Origin of the sequence: Flavobacterium sp. K5-23 (assembly GCF_023278045.1) — a bacterium.
Classification (GTDB): Bacteria; Bacteroidota; Bacteroidia; order Flavobacteriales; family Flavobacteriaceae; genus Flavobacterium.
Genome location: NZ_CP056783.1, coordinates 793,014 through 816,821, shown reverse-complemented (window position 1 = coordinate 816,821; position 23,808 = coordinate 793,014). Strand labels below are relative to the sequence as shown.

Below are 23,808 nucleotides of genomic sequence, written 5' to 3'. Positions count from 1 at the left end.
AGTTTAAAGCAAAAAAAAGCCCGACATTGCTGTCAGGCTTTTAAAAAGCTCCCTCTCTTGGGCTCGAACCAAGGACCCTCTGATTAACAGTCAGATGCTCTAACCAACTGAGCTAAGAAGGAAACTGTATATTTTTATATATAAGAACTTTTTAATCTTGTTTTGGTGCTTTATTATGATGTTTGTTTCAGTTGTAAAGCGGTGCAAAGATAGGGGTTAATTTGATTTCTGCAAGCAAAAATTAAACTTTTTTTTGTTTTTTTTATTTCCCTACAATTGACTTGTATATGTCGTTTCCATTTGCAAATAATAATAGCGTTATAAGTAAAACAAAACCAACCATTTGAGCGTTTTCAAGGAATTTGTCACTTGGCTTTTTACCACTAACAATTTCGTATAATAAAAACATTACATGACCTCCATCAAGTGCTGGAATAGGCAATAAGTTCATTACTCCCAACATAATTGATAATAATGCCGTGATGTTCCAGAATACTTCCCAGCTCCATGAACTTGGGAAAATATCAAATATGGCTTTAAAACCACCTACTTGTTTATATGCACCCGTACTTGGGCTGAAAATCATCTTCAGTTGTTTTCCGTAACCCACTAACTGGTCTTTTCCTTTTGTTATCCCTACAGGAATTGATTCCATGAATCCAAATTCTTGCTTGCTTACTTTATAGTATCCCAGTTTTTCCATAGCGGAATTGCTTAAACCTCCTTGAATAACTCCCAATTTTCCTTTGTTGTTTACAGCAATTTGAATTTCTTGTTCTTTTTGATCGCGTAAAATAGTCGCAGAAATAGTTTTTCCTTTGCTATTATCTAATATCGATTGTACTTCATCAAAATATTTAATTTTTTGACCGTTTAGACCTATTACTAAATCTTTTGGTTCAAAAACCGTATTGACAGAACCTTCAGATACTTCACTAATAATAAATGGCATTCTCCTGGAAAGCAAAGGTTCTTTTTCAATTTTTGACAGTTGATCAATAAAATCAGCAGGCATTTTTATGGTTTGTTCAGCTCCGTTTCTTTCGATAAGAACCTGTTTTGCCATAATAATTTTAATAGTGATTTCATTATCAAATTTGGTAATTTTTTCTCCGTCAACAGCAATGATTTTATCGGCTGTTTTAAAACCAGCTTTTTGCATCACGGGGTTTTCAATTAAAAAACCATCCTTAAAATCCTCCATGGCAATATACGTATCGCCATAAGCAAATGCCATCCCAATATATATGATAAACGCTAAAATGAAGTTTACCGTAACTCCACCAAGCATAATAATCAAACGTTGATAAGCTGGCTTTGAACGAAACTCCCAAGGTTGTGGTGGCAAAGCCATTTGCTCTTTGTCCATACTCTCATCGATCATTCCTGATATTTTTACATAACCACCTAGAGGCAACCATCCAATACCATATTCAGTATCACCAATTTTCTTTTTTAGAAGGGAATATTTAACGTCAAAAAACAAATAGAATTTTTCGACTCTGGTTTTAAATAACTTGGCAGGAATGAAATGCCCTAATTCGTGAAGTATAATCAGTAATGATAAGCTCAATAAAAATTGAGAAAGCTTGATAAATATATCCATTTTTTAATTTTGATTCTTAATATGACGCACAAAAGTAAGGTTTTCTATTTTATATATAAAGGTTTAGTTTTTACGATGTAATAAATGTTTGTTAATAATCACCATTTTCACTCTAGCTTTCTGTATTGCCTTTTATCTCCATTTGGAGGATTCCCTTTTTAAATTTCTTTTTTTAGTTTTATTTTCAAATTATAACGCAACTGCAGTAGTTTTTTTACTACATTTAAACCGTGAGGTCTTAACAATCAGTTGTTATGATCTCAACAAGTGTCCTAAATACCACTTTATAACTATCCAGGACTTTCTATTATTTGGTTTTACACCAAATTTTCAAAAACAGCAACCTATTATTCCGGATTCAATATTCCATAAGGAAGCATTTTCTATGCCCAAAAAAGCAATTTAAATGACTTTAGCGGCTATTTACAAAGATGCCTTCTATTATTATAACTATAAATACAACTATGAAAAATATTGGTCTGATTCTTTTTCTATTACTGCCTATAGGATTTTTAAGCGCCCAAAACACAACTGGTATTACAGGAAAAGTGATTGAAGCTAAAACCCAAAACCCCTTAACAAACGTTGTTGTAAGTATTCAAAATACCAGTTTGATGCAACTAACTTCAAAAGAAGGTGTCTTTTCTATTGAGAACATTGATGTAGGTGATCAGCTTGTTCTTATAAGGAGTCAAGGCTATAAGGACGAATTGTTTCCAATATTTATTATTGAGGGACAAATGCTGGATTTAGGAACGGTGGTTCTTGAGGAGGATCAAACCACTGAACTGCAATTAGGAATGGTCCGACTTTTCGAAACTGATTTAAGTGATGACAATAGCGGTTCCGAGAGTACTTCTGGGCTTTTGCAATCTTCTAGAGATGCATTTCAGCAAGCGGCAGCATTCAACTGGGGACAGGCACGATTTAGAATTCGGGGGTTAGACAGTGAGTATTCCACGTTGATGATAAACGGTTTGACTATGAATAAACTATATGACGGCAGACCGCAATGGGGCAATTGGGGCGGATTGAATGATGCCATTCGGAATCAGGAATTCACAATAGGAACCTCTGCCTCTGATTATACTTTTGGAGGGATTCTGGGAACCCAACAAATCAATACCCGAGCTTCTAATTATAGAACGGGCTCCCGAATCACCTTTTCCGGAACAAACACTAATTATAGTTGGCGCATGATGGGAACGCATGCATCCGGAATGAATAGTCGGGGCTGGGCTTATGTAGTTTCAGCAGGTAAAAGAATGGCTCAAGAAGGATATTTCGAAGGGACTAGTTATGACGCGAATTCTTTTTTTATAAGTATCGAAAAAAAGCTGAGTGAGCAACATTCGTTGAATATCACGGCATTTTACACTCCGAATACCCGCGCCAAAAACTCCCCAAACACCACAGAAGTAACTGAACTTACAAGTGAAAAGTACAACTCGTACTGGGGATGGCAGAACGGGAAAAAACGGAACGCCCGAACGAAAACCATCGAAGAACCCATTTTTATGTTGAACCATTATTATAAAATTAACGATCACACTAATCTTAATTCTAGTGTGATGTATCAGTTTGGGAAAATTGGTAACACCAACATTGATTTCCAAAACGCCAACAGTCCCGACCCAACTAATTACAGGAAGTTACCAAGCTATTTCAGTTCGCTTTACGAAAAAGACAAAGGGGAATATCCCGGAAACTTCATTCCTGATTATGAAAATGCCGAGAAAAGCAGGCTGTTGTTTTTGGCTAATCCTCAAATCGATTGGAACGCAATGTATCAAGCCAATCAAAATGTAATATTAGATTCCAATGGAAATCCAACGGGTTATGAAGCCGCAAAAAGTAAATATGTTTTATACGAAGACCGTACTGATGATAAAACGATAGCAGTAAATACCACTTTCAATACACAATTGACTGATAATATAATTTTGAATGCCGGAGGTCTTTTTCGGAATTTGAAATCCCATAATTATCAAAATGTATTGGATTTATTAGGAGGTGGATACTTCGAGGATATTGATGGTTTTTATTCTGGTAATCAGGCACAATCTGATTTGAATAATCCTAATCGCCAAGTGGTTGTTGGGGACGCCTATGGATACAATTATAATTATGTAGCGACTACTTTTGATGCCTTCACACAGTTTAGGTTTTCGTACAATAAGATTGATTTCTATTTGGCTCAAAATTTCAGTAGCTCCACTTATCAAAGGGAAGGCTTGTTCCAAAACGGGATATATGAAAAGAACTCCTTTGGCAAAAGCGAGAAAGTGGTGTTCGAAAATTTTGGTTTCAAAGCAGGCTTAATTTATAAATTATCAGGAAAGCAGTTGTTGACTTTTAATGGCGCTCATTCGACCAAAGCTCCAACGGTAAGAAACACATTTCCAAATGCACGCTTGAATAATTCTATTGCCAACGGACTCGATAGTGAAAATATCAGCAGTCTGGATGCGAGTTATATTTTTCGTTCTCCGAAACTAAAAACCCGACTCACCGCTTATTATACTTCAATGAAAAATGCGGTCAAAACTTCCTTTTTTTATGCCGAAGGTATTTTTGATAATGGCGCGGGTTATACCAATACAAATGCTTTTGTGAGCCAGACTTTATCAAAGCTTGATAAGAAAAACATGGGAGCAGAATTAAGTATGGAATACCAAATAAACACCACTTTAAAATCAACCTTATCTGCAGCTTATGGAAAATTCACCTATAGCAATAATCCCAAAGTAAGTATAAATAATGATGCCCTCGCTACGCCGGAGAACAGCAAACCGACGTTTGATTTTGGAACGGCGGCATTAAAAAATTACAAGCAGGCCGGAATGCCTCAACAAGCCTATAGTGTAGGACTGGAATACAGAGACCCTAAGTACTGGTGGATAGCTGCCAATATGAATTACCTGAAAGATACCTATATCGACGTGTCACCTATTTCAAGAACCGATCGTTTTTATACGAATCCCAACAGTGGCTTCCTTTTCCCCGAAGCTACAGAGGAAAGAGCAGCAGAATTATTAAAACAAGAAAAATTTGATCCTGTCGCACTTTTAAATATTATAGGCGGAAAATCCTGGCGTATCAAAGGGAAAAACATTGGGTTTTTTGCGAGTATTAATAATGTACTCGATGTTAGTTATAAAACGGGAGGTTACGAGCAAGCACGAAACGCGAATTTCCGAAAGTTAAATCAAGACGTTTCCAGCGGTACACCTTCTTTTGGGAACAAATATTTTTATGGCTATGGCCGTACTTATTTCATAAATCTTTATATCAATTTATAAACTTAAAACGCCTCTTTATGCAAACGTATTCTGGTAAATCATTTCTTTTGGTATTTTTTCTTTTTGTTATTTCGGGTTGTGAAAGCGATAAAGTAACCATTCCTAAACTGAATTGCACCCAAAAAGATTTAGTTACAAACAAAAGGGTTGAAGAGATTCGTGCCAATGCTAATTCGGTGGTGACGCAATATGGATTTGATGATATTATTGAGGCCTATGTGGTTTCCAGCGATGAGTCTGGTAATTTTTTCAAATCCATCTCTTTTCAAACTTTGGCAACAGCCACAGCTCCTGCAGTAGGTTTTAGTGTCGCTGTTGATGCCACTAATACCTATATCGATTATAGATTTGGGAATAAGGTGTATATAAAACTCAAAGGGCAATATTCAGATGTTTTTCATGGCGGAATTAGAATTGGGGGGATTTATGTAAACTCCTTCAACGAAGCGGCTATAGGGAGATTGTCTCAAAACGAGTATAAAGACGTACTTCACGCCTCTTGTACAACTCTGACAGAAGAAAAACTGGTCAGGTCGATTACAATTCCAGAACTGTTGAATGATTCTAATTTAAACACATTAGTTGAGTTGTCAGACGTTCAGTTTACTGCTGCGGCATCTGGCCGCCGTTATTATGAAAGCACAAAGGATGTGGGAGGGGCGACGAACTGGAATTTGATTGATAAAAGAGGAAACCAAATCATTTTTAGAACCAGCAGTTATTCGGATTTTGCCACTAAATTAGTGCCTAATGGAAGCGGAAAAGTAAAAGGAATTTTAACTAGATACGGTCCCGATTATCAGCTTGTTGCCCGATCTGAGAAAGATGTTGACATGACTGGCGCAAAAGGAGTCCCTTTCTTTTCGGAAGATTTCCAAACGGCAGTTGACAAAACGAATCTGAGTCTTCCGGGATGGGCCAATATTGCCCAAGCAGGAACAATATTCTGGAAAGGAACGGTGTATTCCGGCAATGGTTGTGCTGAATTTAATACCACGGGAGCCAAAGTTGTTTCTAACATTGCCTGGCTCATATCTCCCAAAATAGATATGGATATACATACCAATGAAATATTGACTTTTAGGTCAGCCCAGCATCATCTGGATGTCGACTCTCCCTTGAATTCGCTTGAAGTCTATGCCTCAAATAATTTTGACGGACTGAATGTGACCAAAGCCACTTGGATTCCTCTTAGTGTTATTTTGCCTAAGCAGGGAACTCCGTGGTATCAATTTATAGGAAGTGGAGGAGTGGACCTGTCTTCTTTTAAAGGAAAAATCAACATTGCATTTAAGTATACTGGATCAGGTAAGAACTTGGCTTTGGATGGCGCTTTTCAAGTTGATGATGTTCAGGTTTATGGGGATAAATAAGTTGTTGTTGTAGGCAACAATTTTGAATTTTTTTTAAGAATGTTCTTTAGGCAATTTCACTATATTTGCGACTTTCCTAATAAAAATCAATCATGAAAAAAATTCTATTTGTTCTGGCATTATCACTTTTTATCTCTTGTGGAAAAGATAAAGAAACTGATTTTGCTGTTAAAAAAGTAAAAGAAATCAGTTACGCTGCTAAAAACGACCAAGATATTATTGCTTATGTTGCTAAAAATAAATTAAAAGCTACTAAATCTAGTACAGGGTTGTATTATGTAATCAATGAAACAGGTAAAGGTATTCACCCTGCGCCGGCTTCAACCGTAAGAGTAGCATATAAAGGGTATTATACAAATGGTGTTATTTTTGATCAAAGTACTACTACTGGAATATCGTTTACCTTGTATCAAGTAATTAATGGATGGAAAGAAGGAATTACTTATTTTAGAGAGGGTGGTAGCGGAATCCTTTTAGTTCCGGCACACCTTGGTTATGGAAATTATGATTATAATGGAATTCCAGGTGGTTCAGTTCTTATTTTTGATATTAAACTAATCTCTGTGAATTAAGGGATTAACACTATAAATTATATAAAAAAGGCAATAAGAATTGAGTATTATACCATTTGTCAATATACTTTAGTCCAATGTTTTTTTTGTCACATCGAGCGCAGTCGAGATGCTGCAATGGTTCTCGACTGCGCTCGAACTGACAATCGGACTAATTTATAAATATTGGTGGTGTAAAGTCTTTTTTTGTGCATTTATGCACTATATATTGGTAGTTGTTAATTTCTAACAATTCATATTTTCTACCAATATTTTGTACCTAACGGCACTTGCAAATCAAGGGTTTGAATTTGTAATCAAGAAGTGGTTTTCTTAAGGCTTGAATTTATTTTATCCATTGCTGTATACTTAGAAAACTTCTCTAAAAGGATTTTTAGTTTTGGATCAATGTAATTTTTGCAAAAGGGTTTCTCTGGATTTTTATAATAATAATTTAGAATCTCTTCCCTGGACGCTTTAAAATTAAGGAACGGCATTACAGTTGTAATAATCTCATTTTTAAAATGCGGTTGTAATTTTGAAAGTATAGTTTTTGCTTTGGCCTGTTGTTCTAAATTGAAAAAGTAAATAGCCGAACGGTATTTTTCTCTCATAGAATGTTTGACTGTGCTTTTATGTGTGTGAAGATGGATTTCAATAAGCACTTCTAATGAAATTTTTGACGCATCAAAATGAATAATAACCGCTTCCGAAAAAGATTCATTATTTCCATTTGAGGCTATCCAACCTTGTTCTACTTTTTCAACTCCAATTAAAGATTGAAAAACAGCTTCGGTACACCAATGACAACCGCCTCCAAGCCCTATTTTTTCAGTCATAATGTTTTGTTCTTTATCCATTTCATATGGGTGTAAAATTCACTTGCACCAATTGTTACACTTCTCAAAATCTAAAGATACTAAAAATCTGTTTTTTCATAGGATTGGGAATTAATGTAAGATGATGTTTTGGACTGTTTAAGTCAAGTTTTTTCAATAGTTTTCTCTTAACGAATCCTTCTTTTTGTTGTCGGATAATTTTTTTTGGTAAGAGGAACGAAATGTTTCCTGTCAAGACATAAAAAAAGTATCATAAATCACAGTTTTAATTTTTTAAGATGTGATATACTCGATTTCTACCTAGCAAATCATTAAATTTGTAGCTTATTCAAAGTTATGTTAGAAAAAGAAGTATTAAATTTCGAAAAAACAGCCATTGTAGGTATTGTAACTCAAAATCAAAGCGAAGAGAAATTAAAAGAATATCTTGACGAATTGGAGTTTTTAACATTTACAGCGGGCGGTGAAGTGGTAAAGCGTTTTTCACAAAAAATGGAACGCCCTAATCCTAAAACTTTCGTGGGAACAGGAAAAATAGAGGAAATTCATTTGTATGTAAAAGAGAACGGAATTTCAACATTGATTTTTGATGATGAATTATCTCCTTCGCAACAAAAGAATATTTCAAAAATAATAGTGGAATGTAAAATTCTAGATAGGACTCACCTTATCCTGGATATTTTTGCCCAAAGAGCCGAAACTTCTTATGCGAGAACGCAAGTAGAACTGGCACAATGCCAATATTTATTACCAAGACTTTCCGGAATGTGGACTCACCTTGAGCGCCAAAAAGGGGGAATTGGAATGCGCGGACCTGGAGAGACTGAGATTGAAACGGACAGACGTATTGTACGCGATAGAATTGCATTATTGAAAGATAAAATCAAGGCGATCGACAAGCAAATGGGTACGCAACGCAGCAACCGTGGTTCTATGGTACGTGTGGCATTAGTGGGATACACTAATGTTGGTAAATCCACTTTGATGAATGCAGTAGGGAAAAGCGATGTGTTTGTTGAAAACAAACTTTTTGCTACTTTAGACACCACTGTTCGAAAAGTAGTGATTAAAAATCTCCCGTTCTTGCTTTCTGATACCGTAGGTTTTATCAGGAAATTACCAACACAGCTGGTAGATTCTTTTAAAAGCACACTGGATGAGGTTCGTGAAGCTGATTTATTGTTACACGTTGTGGATATTTCGCATCCAGAATTTGAAGATCATATCGAATCAGTAAACCAAACTTTATTAGACATCAAAGCTAATGACAAACCGATAATTATGGTTTTCAATAAAATTGATGCGTATAAACATTTGACCATCGACGAAGATGATTTAATGACCGAAAAAACGCCAAGACACTACACATTAGAAGAATGGAAGTCCACTTGGATGAGTCGAGTAGGAGAGGAAAATGCGTTATTTATTTCAGCAACAAACAAAGAAAACTTCGAAGAGTTTAGAGAGCGTGTTTACGAAACGGTAAGACAAATTCACATTACCCGTTTTCCTTACAACAAGTTTTTATATCCGGATTATAAGGATGCTATCGAGAAAGAAGAGGAAGAAACGGAATAATTATTTTCTACCCCAAAAAATAAATACACGAATCCCTTTTGATCTTTTCATTAGGGATTTTTTTTGGGCATCCCCCAGCTTCCACTCCGTTACAGCAGCGTCAGGCTGTTCGCTGCAATCTTTTATTTCGTTGCACTACATAAAAGGATTTACACTGCCATCCTTTATGCGGGTTTTTGGGATTAATCACGATTGTGTTTTACAAACGTTTTATACGAAAAAAACGATATATTTGAGAGGAAATAAGTCTGATAACGTCAGAGTATATACTTGTTACAAGTAAATCTGCCTCACAAGTCTATGTAAACAGACGTTTATTTTCCTCTATTTTGTTATCAAAGAATAAGATTTACTTGGTGGGAATAATAAACTCATAGCAGAAGCTCTTAATTTAAAATTACATCCTTTATCTTCAACTTTTCCATCTGCTTTTCTTTTCATATTATAATCAACTGTAATTGCTCCAATATCAATTAATAATCCAAATTGATTTACTAATGGATTTTTTGTATGAACAACTTTTTTAAATAAAAAATACTCTTCATTCCTAATCATTTTACTTTCAGCTTCTATCCAGAATGTTTCTTTATGCTTTGCTATTAATGTACTTTTTAAGTCTTCTAATTTCCAAGTCAAAAAATCACCGATACTTGGATTATCTGAATTTTCTAAAAGATGGTCTAATTCATAATCTGTTTTTAAAATTAAACCTTGTGCATTTCGTCCAGTAGCTCTTATGGTATTATATAATCTATAAATTCCTTTTTCCCAATATCCAAATTCATCGAGTATTTGATTTCTATTCTTAAATTTACTTAATTCCCAATTTGGTTTTTGGGCGAATAATCCTTTTCTTGTTCCTTTATTTTCTCTTGCAGACTTCAATTCAATTCCCTTATAATCAGGACTTTTAGAAGAGTTCATTTGAATTCCTAATAAATGTTCTAAAGTTCTTCCAATTGAAGTATCTGCTTGTAAAAGTGCAGGAATAAATCCAGCAGAAGCTATATTTCGTAACTTTATTAAAAGTTCATCACTAATTACGTTTGATATTCTGTTAATATCATTGATTAATTCTTTAATTGGATTTACAAGTGATGAATTTATTAGTGATTCAATAGGAGTCTTTGTTAAATTTACAACCCAAATTTGCTTTTCAAAGCTTATTAATGCTAAAATATCATTTGGACTACAATATTTTGAAATTCCATAAAACCAAATTCTTGGATCACCGCCATTTTTTTTTGCTTTAGGCCTGTAAAGAGAAGCTTTTGAATCAACAAACGCATCACTTGTGACTATAATGGAATCTATTATAACACCATTTTCTTTTGCTCCTTGCTTTTGAAATTCATAGTCGTGTAAATCATTTTCTTTTAAATAACTTCTAACAGAACCAGTTGCATCCATTATTCCTTTTTCCAAACCTGTTTTAGTAATTTCTATTAATGTTGTGGAAATCGTATTCTCGGCAAAAATCTTTATCCTATCAATCTCAATTGTGGTTAAATCTCTCATAAACTATTTATTTGATATTCTTCAATATTTCTAAAGCGACCGCTCTAGCCATTAGTGGTGGAACTGCGTTACCAACTAATGTATATTGTGGAACTTCGAATTTACGTTTATTTCCTCCTGTAGAACGTTTTCCTTGGAAAACAAAAGAATCATCAAAAGATTGAAGTCTTGCCATTTCTCTAACAGTCAATGATCTTGGATTTGAATAATGAATATAATCGTCTGCAATAGTCATAATTGTAGAACTTTGACCTTCCGGTTTTAAAACAGTATAACTTCTTTTATCAGATTCTAAACCAATTGCTTTAAGATTTGCCTTTGCAGATTCGTAATTTCCTGACTTTAAAATAACAGAGAGCCTTTTTATAACATCATTATTTTGTTTACTGGTTTTATGATTTTGTAATGGTGCAACTAAATGCGATAAAGTGTTTTCGAGTTCCTCGAAACTTCTAACATAAAACGGGTTCTTTGCATTTGCAAAGCGTTCATTTAAACGCCCTTTTTTTGACCATTCAGAATAGCTTAACCCATCACTTTCATTTGGTTTACCATCTATATTTCTTTTCTGAATTAACGATTTCATTTTTTCAGTAGAACCATTGAATTGTGCTTTTAAATTAATTTTTTCATAATCAAATCTTTCATCATCATTCCCAACAAAATCCAAATCATAAATAGCTTCAAATACATTAACTTTTTCGTTATGTTTTACCGTTGCAGGAACATCATTTATTAATTTCTGGTCTTTTCTACATCCAATGAACAAAACTCTTTCTCGATTTTGAGGAACACCATAATCTGATGCTAATGCTACAAATGGTTGCTCAATATTGTACAGTCTGATTTTAGATAAAATAGTTTCAAATTGGTTTACTTTATTAGCTTTTATAACAAATGAATTTAAACCTTTAACACATTCATCAAAAGAGTAATCAAATATTTCAAGTGCTGTAATAATTTGTTTTACTTCATCAGAAAAATTTTCGTTTGGTTTTAAATTGTTAAAAGAAGTATGTATTTTTTCAATAATTGTTTCTGGTTCAATTGAAGTTAAAAAAGAATCAAAATCATCTGCAAAAAAATCATTATCTACATTTGAAAATGCTTTTTCATTAATTACTTTTTTTCTAATATATTGAAGCTCTTTAACACGTTTTAAAAGATTAAAACCGTGGCGAATTGTACTGATGTTTTTGTCTGTTTTACTTGTTTTGTAATTAACAATTTTCGGGGTTAATATTCTAAATTTGTTTTCTAAGCTATTAATATAACTATTCTTTAAATTATCTAACTCTTTATCAGTAGCCTTTTCAAATTGTAAACGCAAATTGTAACATTCTAAAATAAAAGATTGTTCCGTTTCTATTTTCTTAAGTTGTGCAACGAAAAATATAAGTTGATTGAATTCTTTTAAATCTACAATTGACCTAATTTCTTGCAAAATCATATCTTTAATTTTGCCTTGTTCTTTTGTCAAAATTCCTTTGACATTTTCCATAACAAAATATTTTGGACGCAATTGTCTAATCACTTTTAAATAATGAGCAAATAAATCATCTTTTTTATCAAACTTTTTTCTTTTGCCAGCCAAACTAAAACTTTGACAAGGTGGTCCGCCACAAACAATATCAATTTCTTTATTACTAATTTTCTTTAAAAAATTATCCAAAAAATCTGGCTCTGTTATGTCTTGACGAAGAAATTCGGCATCTAACCCAAGTTGATAATTATATCTTGCCAAATGTGTAAGTTCACAATTTTCATTTATATCACTTGCTAATCTAAAATCGTAAAACTTGTTTCCATATTCTGCTTGAAGAAAACCTTCACTAAAACCTCCCGCTCCAGCAAATAAATCAACAAAAGTTACTTTAGACTTTGTTTCATATTCTGTTGGAGGTTCCGAAAGAATATTAATTTCGGTATTTTCTTTTCTATTATATACCAATGACGCTATTTTTTCTTTAATTTTTTTGTCTGTAAAGTTTGTATGTGGTTCATTTTCAAAATATTTCTCAACCTCTTGTTTTAAAAAATTTAAAAATTTATTTATTGATTTAAATGAGCTTTCGGAATCCAAAACCATTTGATTGGAACTGTCCCAATCTTTCTTCATTATTTTTTCTCCAGTTGCAACTTTGATTTGCAAATCTTTTTGACGCAAAACAAGATGAATTGGGAATCTTTTACTTTTATCAGCTTTATCTAAATAGAATTTGACATTTATCATTTTACGGACGTTTTTACGGATACGGACAAATTTACGGACAAATTTCTAACAGCAACAAGAAAAAAAGTATTTATTTTTAGCGAATTAAAAATAAAATGACCACATTTGAAATAAACCGAAAGGCAGCTAGAAACACACTTCCCTTGGCATTTGCAAATTCAGTGGAAAAGACGTTTTATTCGTTTTTCGTATAAATGGATATTGGTTTTCATAGCTTGCAACATTGAGAAACTTATTTGAAGTGTTTGTAATAATGTATAAAGCCATTAAATAAAAAATGACTTACGAGCGTCATCCAATTAAAAAAACAGAATAACATGAACCTAATTGAACTAAAAGAAAGACAAAACATTTCTAACAATATTAAATTAAATAAAATTTATATTCATTTTGGAAATATTCTAAAAGAATTAGATAAAAAGGGTTTGCCTCTTAATATTATTGAAAACATTAATCAGGATATTGAAGAATTAAATTCTTCTTCTCTAGCACATAATGATCTTTCCAAATTAGTTAAAAAGAAACAAACGAATATATTAAGGGTAATTGAGAAGGAACTTAAAATTGTAACTAAAAACCACTATCGTAATCTTTGGCTAGCTTTAGGGATGTCTGTTTTTGGCTTGCCATTAGGAGTTGCATTTGGATTAATGGTTGGTAATCTAGGTTTATTGGCATTAGGGTTGCCATTTGGTATGTTAATCGGAATCGCAGTGGGTTCAAAAATGGACAAAAAAGCCTTAGAAGAAAATAGACAATTAAACATTGAATGTTCATAACAAACTTCTTTAAATCGTATTGAATGTAAATACTAAGAAAGTTGCTTAAAGACATTCTCTAAAACCCATAATTCACTCCCAGCCCAAACACTTCCCTAACCTGATGATGTTTAATGGAATTGTCATCATAAATTACCTGTAAAGCTAATGTCGCTGAGAGGTAATTGTTGATTTTCATAAGGACATTCATTTGGTAATCCACATCTACATTTTCTGGTTTGTCCAGATAATTGGAATATAAATTCAAGCGATTTTCAATGGACACATTTGCCATAATACTGAATTTATAATAAGCTGAAAGACTGGCGCCAAATTCAAATCTAGAACTATCGCCTTGAAGCACTCCAAAAGAAGATTTTAAATCAGTAAAGTGTTCATGAACCAATATTAATTTTGCCGTAGCAGGGGAAACATTTAAACTCAGGCGGCTGTTTTTTTTCCAAAGCATTCCGGGACCAAATTGAGTATATGAAGGAGAAAAAAAATGAGAAAGACGTTCTCCATCTTTGCTGTAACCCACATCCATTTGTGTTTTGAAATTAAAGAATATGGAGTAGTACCATTGTCCTTTTGCCTTTTTCCCCCAAAGGGAATTTAGTTCCAGGCGGTCATCTGTTTTTGCCCATTTGCCGGCATTCTTTATTTTGGTTTGACCATAAGCGAGAATGAATTTATTATCCCATACTACATCACCTTTCATATAATTAAAATCATAATTGAGGCCAAAGTTTCCTGCAATGTTAGAAGTACCACCACCTAACCATTCGGCGTTATATTCAGATTGGTTAAAAAGCAATGTGATGTTTCCTATTTTGGTCCAGAGTTTTGTAGTGTCTTGTGGAGTTTCTTGAGCGTTTGCCAAAAACAGACCTAAAATAAATGCTAAGGGGAGTAGTATTTTTTTCATCTGATACTATTTTATATAGTAAAGATAAAAAGAATATAAATACATAAAGCATTAAAGCCGAATAGATTGTAGATCTATTCGGACTTTTATTTTACATATGAGTAAAGTTATTCTTTTTTTGACGCCTTGTATAAAGGAACCGCTGAACAGGCTTCGCCGTACATAATGCTTCTTGCAAATGGTTGCAAATAGTGTGCGGCCAATATATAGGCACGCATAGGCACTGGTTTTCTGGAACAGCCTTTTATAATGATAGGTTTATTTTCATAAACCGAATAATCTATTTTGGCAAGCAACTCTTCGTATAGAGCCGAATTTAAATCATCAATGTTTCCATCTACGATTTTCTTGGCAAAAGGAGCTAATTGGATCGTTACGAGTATAGAAGCCCAAGCCGGAACAATAGCATCAGTACTACAATTGATGGCCACAAACTGATCTTGGTATTGCGTCCAATCGTGATTTTTCAAATGCTCTCTAAAGTCTTTTTCTTTCAATAAAAAACCTTCTAACAGCCATTGCGAAATATCGAGTTGCACCCGGGTTCCCTTTGGAAAATAATCCTCAAGATCGAATACTTCCAAAACGCTATTGGCTACTTTGTTTACTATTTCTTCCATTATTGAAGTCTTAAAGTCTTAAAGTCTAATGTCGAAAGTTTTCGTTTTAGATTTAAAGACTTTGTTATGATTAATACGAAAATTAATTTAGTCTTACTGATTTTACAATAATCACAAGGTCTTTCATTCGACTTTATGACTTTTGACATTACGACTAATTAAAGCATCCCTAATTCTAATTTTGCTTCCTCGCTCATTAAATCTTTACTCCATGGCGGGTCAAAAGTAATTTCTACTTCAGCATCTTTTACGTGTTCAATTGACTTTACTTTTTCTTCCACTTCTCTAGGTAAACTTTCAGCTACTGGACAGTTTGGAGAAGTTAGTGTCATCAAGATTTTTACTTCGTAATCCGTATTTACCATAACGTCATAAATCAATCCTAGTTCGTATATGTCAACTGGTATTTCTGGATCGTAAATGGTTTTTAATTTTTTTACAATTGCTTCCCCTAGTAAGTTAGTGTCTATTTCTTCTGTCATAATTTTTTATTTTTTAAACTCTATAAGTTATTAATTTACTTATATGTTTGGAATCATTATTTTCTAGCACTGAATGCCAAAGCATACATTTTAATATTTTTTATCATCGAAACCAAGCCATTGGCTCTAGTGGGTGATAAATGTTCTTTCAACCCAATTTCGTCAATAAATGCCATCTCGGAATTGATGATGTCAGTGGCCGATTGATTAGAAAAAACACGAATTAATATCGCGATGATTCCTTTGGTAAGTATGGCATCACTGTCAGCAGTGAATACTACTTTGTCATCTGTTTGTTCTCCTTGCAACCATACTTTCGACTGGCAACCTTTAATCAAATTGTTTTCGGTTTTGAATTCCTCTTTGATAAGTGGAAGATTTTTCCCTAATTCGATGATGTATTCATAACGCTCCATCCAATCGTCGAACATTGAAAACTCGTCTATTATTTCTTCTTGTATTTCTTTTATCGTCATTATTCTTTTTCTGTAAATGAAACTATTTTGTCTACTAATTTTTTGATTTCAGCAGGTGGGAAACCATGATCAAAACTACTTGTTTCATAAGTTTTGTCTTTAGATGTGATTTTTAAACCCGCTATAGCAGCACCGTCATAAAATCTTTTTTCTGTTGGCGCTTTTAAGTTGGGTAATTCTTCCAGTTGAATGGCATTAAAAGAACTCATAAGTTGTTTCCAATCGGCATTCGAAATTTTTGTCTCAACGGGTTTGTCCAACCCTTTTCGGTCTTTTGACACTGATATCGTTTGGTTTTGGACAATTATTTTTTGGTAAAACCCTCTTGTGTTCGCCTCATATTCTATTCTCATATCTTCTTGAGCTATAGCCATAGTGTCATTTTGTACTTCAGTAATATTCGCTTGTTCAGCTATCTTTTTCTGACAATTACAGCTCATAAAAATAAATAAAATCGATGCTAAAAGGGATACTGTTTTCATATTTTTTTTTGTTGGTTTAGGATAGCATTTTTTGTGCTCTTTTCACGGCTTCTACAAATATATCGATTTCCTCTTTGGTATTATAGAATGAAAATGACGCTCTTATCGTTCCTGGAACACAAAAGAAATTCATAATCGGTTGGGTACAATGATGTCCTGTTCGCACTGCTATTCCTAATTTGTCAATTATCGTACCAATATCATACGGGTGGATTCCCTCAATATTAAACGAAATCACAGATGTTTTTGCTGCAGCAGTACCAAATATCTTCAATCCTTTGATTTCCAATAATCGCTTCGTTCCGTATTCTAATAATTCTAATTCCTGTTTTTGAATGTTCTCAAAACCAATTGAATTCATATAGTCAATTGCTGTCCCCATTACAATTCCGCCAGCAATATCAGGCGTTCCTGCTTCAAATTTATGGGGTAATTCAGCATAAGTGGTTTTTTCGAAAGTAACTTCTTTGATCATCTCACCACCACCTTGATACGGAGGTAATTTATTAAGCCAATCTTCTTTTCCATAAAGAACTCCCACACCTGTAGGTCCGCACATTTTATGTCCTGAAAAAACATAAAAATCACAGTCCAAAGCTTGTACATCTGGTTTAAGATGCGGTACCGCTTGAGCTCCATCAATTAGAACGGCAGCCCCAAAAGTATGTGCTTTATCAATAATGTATTTAATGGGATTGATGGTTCCCAGCGCATTCGAAATGTGATTTACAGCTACGATTTTGGTTTTGTCCGATACTAATTTATCGAATTCCGCCATAATCAATTCGCCATTTTCATTCATTGGAATGACTTTAAGAATGGCTCCTGTTTTTTCGCAAAGCATTTGCCAAGGAACGATATTGCTATGGTGTTCTAATGCAGAAACTAGTACTTCATCTCCCGCTTTTAATATAGAGGCAAAACCATTGGCGATTAAATTGATTCCAAAAGTTGTTCCCGAAGTAAAAAGCACTTCGTGACAATGTTTTGCATTAATATGGCTCTGTATTTTACCACGAGATTCTTCATAAGCATCAGTGGCTAACTGGCTTAAAGTGTGTACGCCACGATGAATATTAGCATTGATTTCCTGATAATATTTGGAAATTGCATCTATTACAATTTGTGGCTTTTGTGAAGTGGCACCGTTATCGAAATAAACTAATTGTTTTCCATTTACTTTTTGAGAAAGAATTGGAAAAGCGGCTCTTATTTTTTGAATGTCTAGCATAATTATTTAGAAAAATTCTAAATACAAAAGTACTAATTCTAAATTGTTTTAGGCAGGAATTCCTTTTTAATCCTTACTTATTCTTTTTATAAATAACAAATTTTCAATTCCAAGCCAAAAAAGAATTAAATTGCATTTCGTACAATTCAAACTTCTATGAAATAGCGATGAATCTAGAAACGCAATCACTAATATGGATATCTCCTCATAGCGTATACCATATTTCCATATTTTAATATTATCTACATATGAAAAACATCTTTAAAACGCTCTGTTTACTATTTACAATTGTTATTCTCTATTTTGGGTTTGTTAACTATCCCAAATTGGATTTGATTTCTGGCTTTTCGGCTAAAAGTATGGCTTCAGGCCATTTTATAGATCACCGTTCCCAGGAAATGATTGAGAATGGAGACAATGATATTAAAATGATTGATTTGGCCAGTAATAAGATTGATGAAAATGGGAAGTTTGCCACCGCATCAGTTTATGGATTAAAAAAACGAAAAGCTATTTATAGAGAAGGCTTAGGTGCTACGTTGGTAAATTCAGATTTTGATGAGACTTTGCCGTATGAAACTCCCAAAAGAACATTGTTAAACAATAATTTGCCGTATCCTTATGGTAATGAAAACCCAGAAGTTTCCGTTTTTAAAACTATCGATTATACTAAATTGAATGCGGCTGTAGCCAATGCTTTTGATGTTTCTGAAAAGAAAGATAAAAGAACAAGAGCGGTAGTGGTTCTTTACAAAGACAAACTCATTGCGGAAAAATACGCTACTGGATTTAATAAAAACAGTAAAATATTGGGTTGGTCGATGACCAAAAGTATTACGGGCGCTTTATTTGGCGTACTGCAGAAACAAGGGAAATTTAATATATACACACCCGCTCCTATTCCATCTTGGCAAAAGGATACCCGAAAGATAATTACCACTAACGATTTACTTCATATGAACTCCGGATTAGAGTGGGAGGAGAATTACAACACCATTTGTGATGCAACCCAAATGCTTTTTCTAGCCGAAGATATGGGTAAAATACAAATGGAAAAACCGGCCGTTTTTATGCCTGACAGTCATTGGAATTATTCCTCGGGGACGACAAATTTATTGTCTAAAATAATTAGAAGTCAATTTAAAACACATCAGGAATATTTAGATTTTTGGTACTCGTCTTTGATTGATAAAATAGGGATGAATTCTATGGTTATTGAAACGGATATGATAGGGAATTATGTGGGTTCGTCTTATGGATGGGCAACTCCTAGGGATTGGGCTAAATTTGGATTATTGTATTTGCGCAACGGGAATTGGAAAGGAGAGCAAATTTTAGATCCTTCTTGGGTACATTATTCAGCTACGCCTACTAATACTTCGGATGGTGCTTATGGCGCCCAATTCTGGCTTAACGCTGGCGGAAGATTTCCGGATGTTCCACGGGATATGTATTACTGCAGTGGCTATCAAGGACAAATGGTAGCTATTATTCCCTCCCTTGATTTAGTTATTGTTCGAATGGGACTGAAAGAAGATCCCGCTTTTGATTTTAATGGTTTTTTAAAAGGAATAATTGGGAGTTTGAAGAAGTGATTTCACGTTTTACATGACTAATATAAATTATGTTCGATTTTATGAAAGAGGAACAAACTACATCTTGGATATTCTTTGCTATTGCACTTGCTACAAATACCCAGCCAACTGATATTAACGGAATTATTTCGGTTGCTGATGGAATTAATCATGCAGTACCTTCTCAAAAGGAATTACAAACCTCTATTTCATGGTTAATACGTAAAGGACTTATCGTTAAACAAGGCAAAAATTATGAATTGACTATTATTGGTAAATTGGAATATAGTAACGCCTCGGAGAACACGAATATATTAATGAATATATGGAAAAATTTAGAAACCAACTTTACTGATTATATATAAAATTAATAATTTGACAGCTAATATTGTTCGATTCTATATTTAGTAATCGTATGGATGGGTATTAAAGTGACGGTAAGTTTGATGTGAATGAAATGTATAGCAGGGCACGAGCGAAGCGAACTGACGAAATAAATAGCTCCTCAAATAATTAAAATTACAAAGGGCGCAAAGTTTAGTAAAACTCTGCGCCCTTTGCGTGAACCTTGTGGTTATATTTTACAAATCAAACCCAATTTTCACTCCTAATTTAGTAGCGATGATTTTTGTGATTCTTTGTTTCAATTCTGGTATTTTGATGCTTTCGATTACGGCATTTGAGAATGCGTACATCAATAAAGCTTTGGCTTCTTTTTTAGGAATTCCACGTTGTTGCATGTAGAACATAGCAGTTTCATCCAGTTGTCCAATTGTACATCCGTGAGAACATTTTACGTCATCGGCAAAAATTTCCAATTGTGGTTTTGCGTTGATTGTCGCTTTGTCGCTCAATAAAATGTTATTGCTTTTTTGGAAAGCGTTTGTTTTTTGAGCTTCTCTCTCAACATATACTTTTCCGTTGAAAACACCCGTTGAACGATCAGAATAGATTCCTTTGTAATCCTGGAAACTTTCACAGTTTGGAGTGGAATGCTTCACTAAAGTATAATGATCTACGTGTTGCTTTTCACCAATAATCGTGATTCCGTTCAAAGTACTTGTCAATCTTTCACCAAAGTGATAGAAATTCAGGTTGTTTCTAGTTAGGTTTCCTCCAAAAGAGAAGGTGTGAACTGAAACGTGACTTTCTTGTTTTTGAGAAACGTAAGTGTTGTCTATTAGGTTCGCTGCAAGATCATCATTTTGAATTTTGTAGTAATCTACAATAGCACGTTTTTGAGCAAAAATCTCGGTAACCGAATTGGTTAAAACAGGATTTCCGCTTAAACTTTGATGACGCTCGATGATTTGCACATGAGAATTCTCGCCTACAATCACTAAGTTTCTTGGCTGTACCATAAGGGCAGCTTCGTTTCCTGTTGAGAAATACATTATCTCAATAGGTTTATCCGCTACTTTGCTTTTTGGGATGTTGATATACGCTCCTTCATTGGCGAAAGCCGTATTCAACGAAGTTAAACTGTCCTCTTTATTGGCAATTTGATTAAAGAAGGTGTCAATAATCATTTTGTATTTTGGCTTGTTCAATGCCGATGCCATCAAGCAAACATCAATTCCTTCATGTGTTGTTGATGATAAATGCGAGCTAAAAACACCATCGATAAACACTACTTTGTACGTGTCTATTTCATGTAAAAAATATTTTTTAACATCAGAATACTGGATGTTGTTTTCTACTTTTGGAAATACCGAAAAGTCATTTTTTAGGATGGCATTAAGCGAAGTGTATTTCCAAGCTTCCTCTTTTTTAGTTGGGAAACCTTTATTTTCAAAGTTTTTTATCGCTTCTGTGCGTACATCATGAAGTTCAGAGTGAACATCGATGCGCTCTTCAAAAGCCATAAAAGACGATACTAATTTTTCTTTTAAATCCATTTTTGGTATTTATAAGTTATGAGTTATAAGTTATGAGTTTTGCAAACTGCAAACCGTATACTGCAAACTATTTTTACGCTTCTTGTTCTTGTTTAATCCAGTCGTATCCTTTTTCTTCCAGCTCGTGAGCTAGTTCTTTTCCGCCTGATTTTACAATTTTTCCATTGTATAATACGTGAACGAAATCAGGAACGATATAGTCTAATAATCTTTGGTAATGGGTGATAACTACAATTGCGTTTTTATCGCTTTTCAGTTTGTTCACTCCGTTAGCAACGATACGCAATGCATCGATATCCAATCCAGAATCAGTTTCGTCAAGGATAGCCAGTTTTGGTTCTAGCATCGCCATTTGGAAAATCTCATTACGTTTTTTCTCTCCACCAGAGAAACCTTCGTTAAGAGAACGTGACAAAAACTTACGGTCAATTTCTAATAATTCTGATTTCTCACGAATCACTTTCAGCATTTCTTTAGCAGGCATTTCTTCCTGTCCGTTTGCTTTGCGTGTTTCATTGATAGCCGTTCTCATGAAGTTTGTAACTGATACACCCGGAATTTCCACTGGATATTGAAATGAAAGAAAAACTCCTTTGTGCGCTCTTTCTTCAGGAGCTAGTTCACTAAGATCTTCGCCCTCTAAAGATATTTCACCTTCGGTTACTTCGTAGTTTTCATTTCCTGCAATGATAGAAGCTAGTGTACTTTTCCCAGCACCGTTAGGTCCCATTATTGCGTGAATTTCTCCTGCTTTTACTTCAAGGTTAATTCCTTTTAGAATTTCTTTATCCCCAATTGAGGCGTGTAAATTTTTTATACTTAACATGTTGTTTTTTTTATATTGTCTTAAAAAGGTTATCCTACAGATCCTTCTAATGAAATTTCTAATAATTTTTGTGCTTCTACTGCGAATTCCATTGGCAACTTATTCAATACATCTTTACTGAAACCGTTTACAATTAAAGCAATTGCTTTCTCTGTTGGAATTCCACGTTGGTTACAATAGAAAACTTGGTCTTCACCAATTTTACTTGTTGTAGCCTCATGTTCCACTTTGGCAGATGGGTTTTTGCTTTCGATATAAGGGAAAGTATGTGCACCACAATTATTACCCATTAGCAAAGAATCACATTGCGAAAAGTTTCTGGCGTTATCAGCATTAGCACTAATTTGTACCAATCCTCTATAACTGTTTTGTGATTTTCCTGCTGAGATACCTTTAGAAATAATGGTCGATTTAGTGTTTTTACCTAAATGGATCATTTTAGTTCCTGTATCTGCTTGTTGGAAATTATTAGTTACAGCTATCGAATAAAATTCTCCTGTTGAATTTTCTCCTTTTAAAATAACAGATGGATATTTCCAAGTTATTGCAGATCCTGTTTCTACTTGTGTCCAAGAAATTTTAGCGTTTTTCTCGCAGATCCCTCTTTTGGTTACAAAATTGAAAACTCCTCCTTTACCTTCTTTGTTTCCGGGATACCAGTTTTGAACGGTAGAATATTTAATTTCGGCATCGTCAAGGGCAATCAATTCCACTACTGCTGCGTGCAATTGGTTTTCATCACGACTTGGCGCAGTACAACCCTCAAGGTAACTTACGTAACTACCTTCGTCAGCAACAAGTAATGTTCTTTCGAACTGTCCTGTTCCTGCTTGATTGATTCTGAAATAAGTCGAAAGTTCCATTGGACAACGAACGCCTTTTGGAATATAACAAAAAGATCCATCAGAGAATACAGCAGAGTTTAATGCTGCATAAAAGTTATCTTTTTGCGGAACAACTGTTCCTAAATATTTGCGAACTAATTCTGGATGCTCTTTAATGGCTTCAGAAATACTCATAAAGATAATTCCTTTCTCTCCTAATGTTTTCTTGAATGTTGTAGCAACTGAAACAGAGTCTACTACAATATCCATTGCCACATTATTCATCATTTTTTGCTCATCGACTGAGATACCTAACTTTTTATACATTTCTAAAAGTTCCGGATCTACATCGTCTAATGTTTTATTAGGGTCAATCGCTTTTGGAGCTGAATAATAAGAGATGGCCTGAAAGTCTGGCTTTGTATAATTTACATTTGCCCATTCCGGCTCAATCATTTCTTGCCAAGCACGAAAAGCTTCAATGCGCCAGTCGGTCATCCATTGTGGCTCTTCTTTTTTAAGTGATATGGCACGAACAATATCTTCATTTAAACCAACAGGAAACGTTTCCGATTCTAATTCGGTGTAAAATCCGTATTCGTATTCTTTATTTTCGAGTTCGATTTTTAAATCGTCTTCTGTGTATTTTGACATATTTTTGTTTTTTAAAACCATTAAGAAATTAAGGTTCGTTAAGGCTTAATTAACT

The 23,808-nt window shown here is 34.1% G+C and carries 20 protein-coding genes and 1 tRNA gene; 7 read left to right on the top strand and 14 right to left on the bottom strand.

Annotation, left to right across the window (positions count from 1 at the left end; all coding sequences use genetic code 11):
- Nucleotides 1-48: 48 nt before the first annotated feature.
- A tRNA-Asn gene (locus FLAK523_RS03605) sits at nt 49-122 on the bottom strand.
- A 140-nt stretch (nt 123-262) separates the two neighbouring features.
- Nucleotides 263-1,606 (bottom strand): RIP metalloprotease RseP, encoded by a 1,344-nt coding sequence (gene rseP / locus FLAK523_RS03600; RefSeq protein ID WP_248906634.1) that lies wholly within the window; start codon nt 1,604-1,606, stop codon nt 263-265.
- Nucleotides 1,607-2,070: 464 nt separating this feature from the next.
- Between rseP and FLAK523_RS03595 the strand changes: the two genes are divergently transcribed.
- The 3 genes from FLAK523_RS03595 (at nt 2,071) to FLAK523_RS03585 (ending at nt 6,853) form a co-directional block, all read left to right on the top strand.
- Nucleotides 2,071-4,908, top strand: coding sequence for a carboxypeptidase-like regulatory domain-containing protein (locus tag FLAK523_RS03595; protein ID WP_248906633.1), 2,838 nt, complete (start codon nt 2,071-2,073; stop codon nt 4,906-4,908).
- A 17-nt stretch (nt 4,909-4,925) separates the two neighbouring features.
- Complete coding sequence (locus FLAK523_RS03590; protein WP_248906631.1) at nt 4,926-6,281, top strand: DUF5689 domain-containing protein; 1,356 nt, start codon at nt 4,926-4,928, stop codon at nt 6,279-6,281.
- 92 nt (nt 6,282-6,373) lie between these two features.
- On the top strand, nt 6,374-6,853 hold the full coding sequence (locus FLAK523_RS03585) for an FKBP-type peptidyl-prolyl cis-trans isomerase (protein ID WP_248906629.1): 480 nt from the start codon (nt 6,374-6,376) through the stop codon (nt 6,851-6,853).
- A gap of 296 nt (nt 6,854-7,149) precedes the next feature.
- Here the strand turns inward: FLAK523_RS03585 and FLAK523_RS03580 are convergent, their stop codons facing one another.
- Nucleotides 7,150-7,692, bottom strand: coding sequence for a peptide-methionine (S)-S-oxide reductase (locus FLAK523_RS03580; RefSeq protein ID WP_248906628.1), 543 nt, complete (start codon nt 7,690-7,692; stop codon nt 7,150-7,152).
- A gap of 315 nt (nt 7,693-8,007) precedes the next feature.
- Here FLAK523_RS03580 and hflX point away from each other — a divergent pair, with 315 nt between their 5' ends.
- The gene (hflX, locus tag FLAK523_RS03575) at nt 8,008-9,249 is read left to right on the top strand and encodes a GTPase HflX (protein WP_248906626.1); all 1,242 of its coding nucleotides are present in this window, start codon (nt 8,008-8,010) and stop codon (nt 9,247-9,249) included.
- A 324-nt stretch (nt 9,250-9,573) separates the two neighbouring features.
- On the opposite strand, the gene FLAK523_RS03570 is transcribed toward hflX, so the two are convergent.
- Nucleotides 9,574-10,767 (bottom strand): MvaI/BcnI family restriction endonuclease, encoded by a 1,194-nt coding sequence (locus tag FLAK523_RS03570; RefSeq protein ID WP_248906624.1) that lies wholly within the window; start codon nt 10,765-10,767, stop codon nt 9,574-9,576.
- A gap of 7 nt (nt 10,768-10,774) precedes the next feature.
- Complete coding sequence (locus FLAK523_RS03565) at nt 10,775-13,000, bottom strand: DNA cytosine methyltransferase (protein ID WP_248906623.1); 2,226 nt, start codon at nt 12,998-13,000, stop codon at nt 10,775-10,777.
- A 317-nt stretch (nt 13,001-13,317) separates the two neighbouring features.
- Between FLAK523_RS03565 and FLAK523_RS03560 the strand changes: the two genes are divergently transcribed.
- Nucleotides 13,318-13,779, top strand: a complete 462-nt coding sequence (locus FLAK523_RS03560; RefSeq protein WP_248906621.1) for a hypothetical protein — start codon at nt 13,318-13,320, stop codon at nt 13,777-13,779.
- 58 nt (nt 13,780-13,837) lie between these two features.
- Here FLAK523_RS03560 and FLAK523_RS03555 read toward each other — a convergent pair whose 3' ends face one another.
- From FLAK523_RS03555 to FLAK523_RS03530, 6 genes are all read right to left on the bottom strand, one after another.
- Nucleotides 13,838-14,686, bottom strand: a complete 849-nt coding sequence (locus FLAK523_RS03555) for a DUF3078 domain-containing protein (RefSeq protein WP_248906620.1) — start codon at nt 14,684-14,686, stop codon at nt 13,838-13,840.
- A 107-nt stretch (nt 14,687-14,793) separates the two neighbouring features.
- Nucleotides 14,794-15,306 (bottom strand): DUF2480 family protein, encoded by a 513-nt coding sequence (locus FLAK523_RS03550; protein WP_248906618.1) that lies wholly within the window; start codon nt 15,304-15,306, stop codon nt 14,794-14,796.
- Between the two features lie 158 nt (nt 15,307-15,464).
- The gene (locus FLAK523_RS03545) at nt 15,465-15,788 is read right to left on the bottom strand and encodes an SUF system Fe-S cluster assembly protein (RefSeq protein ID WP_248906616.1); all 324 of its coding nucleotides are present in this window, start codon (nt 15,786-15,788) and stop codon (nt 15,465-15,467) included.
- A 56-nt stretch (nt 15,789-15,844) separates the two neighbouring features.
- Nucleotides 15,845-16,264, bottom strand: coding sequence for a SufE family protein (locus FLAK523_RS03540; protein WP_248906614.1), 420 nt, complete (start codon nt 16,262-16,264; stop codon nt 15,845-15,847).
- Complete coding sequence (locus tag FLAK523_RS03535) at nt 16,264-16,746, bottom strand: hypothetical protein (protein ID WP_248906612.1); 483 nt, start codon at nt 16,744-16,746, stop codon at nt 16,264-16,266. Before FLAK523_RS03535 ends, FLAK523_RS03540 begins: the two co-directional genes overlap by 1 nt.
- 16 nt (nt 16,747-16,762) lie before the next feature.
- Nucleotides 16,763-17,977 (bottom strand): aminotransferase class V-fold PLP-dependent enzyme, encoded by a 1,215-nt coding sequence (locus FLAK523_RS03530; RefSeq protein ID WP_248906610.1) that lies wholly within the window; start codon nt 17,975-17,977, stop codon nt 16,763-16,765.
- Nucleotides 17,978-18,225: 248 nt separating this feature from the next.
- On the opposite strand from FLAK523_RS03530, the gene FLAK523_RS03525 reads away from it, so the two are divergent.
- On the top strand, nt 18,226-19,572 hold the full coding sequence (locus FLAK523_RS03525) for a serine hydrolase (RefSeq protein ID WP_248906608.1): 1,347 nt from the start codon (nt 18,226-18,228) through the stop codon (nt 19,570-19,572).
- 29 nt (nt 19,573-19,601) lie between these two features.
- Nucleotides 19,602-19,916 carry a hypothetical protein gene (locus tag FLAK523_RS03520; protein ID WP_248906606.1) on the top strand — a complete coding sequence of 105 codons (315 nt, stop codon included), beginning with the start codon at nt 19,602-19,604 and terminating at the stop codon, nt 19,914-19,916.
- A 216-nt stretch (nt 19,917-20,132) separates the two neighbouring features.
- Here FLAK523_RS03520 and sufD read toward each other — a convergent pair whose 3' ends face one another.
- The 3 genes from sufD to sufB all read right to left on the bottom strand — a co-directional run bounded on the left by sufD (nt 20,133) and on the right by sufB (nt 23,753).
- Nucleotides 20,133-21,449 (bottom strand): Fe-S cluster assembly protein SufD, encoded by a 1,317-nt coding sequence (sufD, locus tag FLAK523_RS03515; protein ID WP_248906604.1) that lies wholly within the window; start codon nt 21,447-21,449, stop codon nt 20,133-20,135.
- A 73-nt stretch (nt 21,450-21,522) separates the two neighbouring features.
- Nucleotides 21,523-22,275, bottom strand: coding sequence for a Fe-S cluster assembly ATPase SufC (gene sufC / locus FLAK523_RS03510; protein ID WP_248906602.1), 753 nt, complete (start codon nt 22,273-22,275; stop codon nt 21,523-21,525).
- Between the two features lie 29 nt (nt 22,276-22,304).
- Nucleotides 22,305-23,753 (bottom strand): Fe-S cluster assembly protein SufB, encoded by a 1,449-nt coding sequence (gene sufB / locus FLAK523_RS03505; protein ID WP_248906599.1) that lies wholly within the window; start codon nt 23,751-23,753, stop codon nt 22,305-22,307.
- Nucleotides 23,754-23,808: the final 55 nt, after the last annotated feature.

Bases quoted from the DNA above. Each gene is read 5' to 3' on its own strand.
- FLAK523_RS03570 (WP_248906624.1), bottom strand. From the start codon at position 10,767: ATGAGAGATTTAACCACAATTGAGATTGATAGGATAAAGATTTTTGCC.
- sufB (WP_248906599.1), bottom strand. From the start codon at position 23,753: ATGTCAAAATACACAGAAGACGATTTAAAAATCGAACTCGAAAATAAA.
- FLAK523_RS03540 (WP_248906614.1), bottom strand. From the start codon at position 16,264: ATGACGATAAAAGAAATACAAGAAGAAATAATAGACGAGTTTTCAATG.
- FLAK523_RS03525 (WP_248906608.1), top strand. From the start codon at position 18,226: ATGAAAAACATCTTTAAAACGCTCTGTTTACTATTTACAATTGTTATT.
- FLAK523_RS03535 (WP_248906612.1), bottom strand. From the start codon at position 16,746: ATGAAAACAGTATCCCTTTTAGCATCGATTTTATTTATTTTTATGAGC.
- FLAK523_RS03580 (WP_248906628.1), bottom strand. From the start codon at position 7,692: ATGGATAAAGAACAAAACATTATGACTGAAAAAATAGGGCTTGGAGGC.
- FLAK523_RS03560 (WP_248906621.1), top strand. From the start codon at position 13,318: ATGAACCTAATTGAACTAAAAGAAAGACAAAACATTTCTAACAATATT.
- FLAK523_RS03585 (WP_248906629.1), top strand. From the start codon at position 6,374: ATGAAAAAAATTCTATTTGTTCTGGCATTATCACTTTTTATCTCTTGT.
- FLAK523_RS03555 (WP_248906620.1), bottom strand. From the start codon at position 14,686: ATGAAAAAAATACTACTCCCCTTAGCATTTATTTTAGGTCTGTTTTTG.
- rseP (WP_248906634.1), bottom strand. From the start codon at position 1,606: ATGGATATATTTATCAAGCTTTCTCAATTTTTATTGAGCTTATCATTA.
- FLAK523_RS03565 (WP_248906623.1), bottom strand. From the start codon at position 13,000: ATGATAAATGTCAAATTCTATTTAGATAAAGCTGATAAAAGTAAAAGA.
- FLAK523_RS03590 (WP_248906631.1), top strand. From the start codon at position 4,926: ATGCAAACGTATTCTGGTAAATCATTTCTTTTGGTATTTTTTCTTTTT.
- FLAK523_RS03550 (WP_248906618.1), bottom strand. From the start codon at position 15,306: ATGGAAGAAATAGTAAACAAAGTAGCCAATAGCGTTTTGGAAGTATTC.
- FLAK523_RS03520 (WP_248906606.1), top strand. From the start codon at position 19,602: ATGTTCGATTTTATGAAAGAGGAACAAACTACATCTTGGATATTCTTT.
- FLAK523_RS03530 (WP_248906610.1), bottom strand. From the start codon at position 17,977: ATGCTAGACATTCAAAAAATAAGAGCCGCTTTTCCAATTCTTTCTCAA.
- sufC (WP_248906602.1), bottom strand. From the start codon at position 22,275: ATGTTAAGTATAAAAAATTTACACGCCTCAATTGGGGATAAAGAAATT.
- FLAK523_RS03595 (WP_248906633.1), top strand. From the start codon at position 2,071: ATGAAAAATATTGGTCTGATTCTTTTTCTATTACTGCCTATAGGATTT.
- FLAK523_RS03545 (WP_248906616.1), bottom strand. From the start codon at position 15,788: ATGACAGAAGAAATAGACACTAACTTACTAGGGGAAGCAATTGTAAAA.
- sufD (WP_248906604.1), bottom strand. From the start codon at position 21,449: ATGGATTTAAAAGAAAAATTAGTATCGTCTTTTATGGCTTTTGAAGAG.
- hflX (WP_248906626.1), top strand. From the start codon at position 8,008: ATGTTAGAAAAAGAAGTATTAAATTTCGAAAAAACAGCCATTGTAGGT.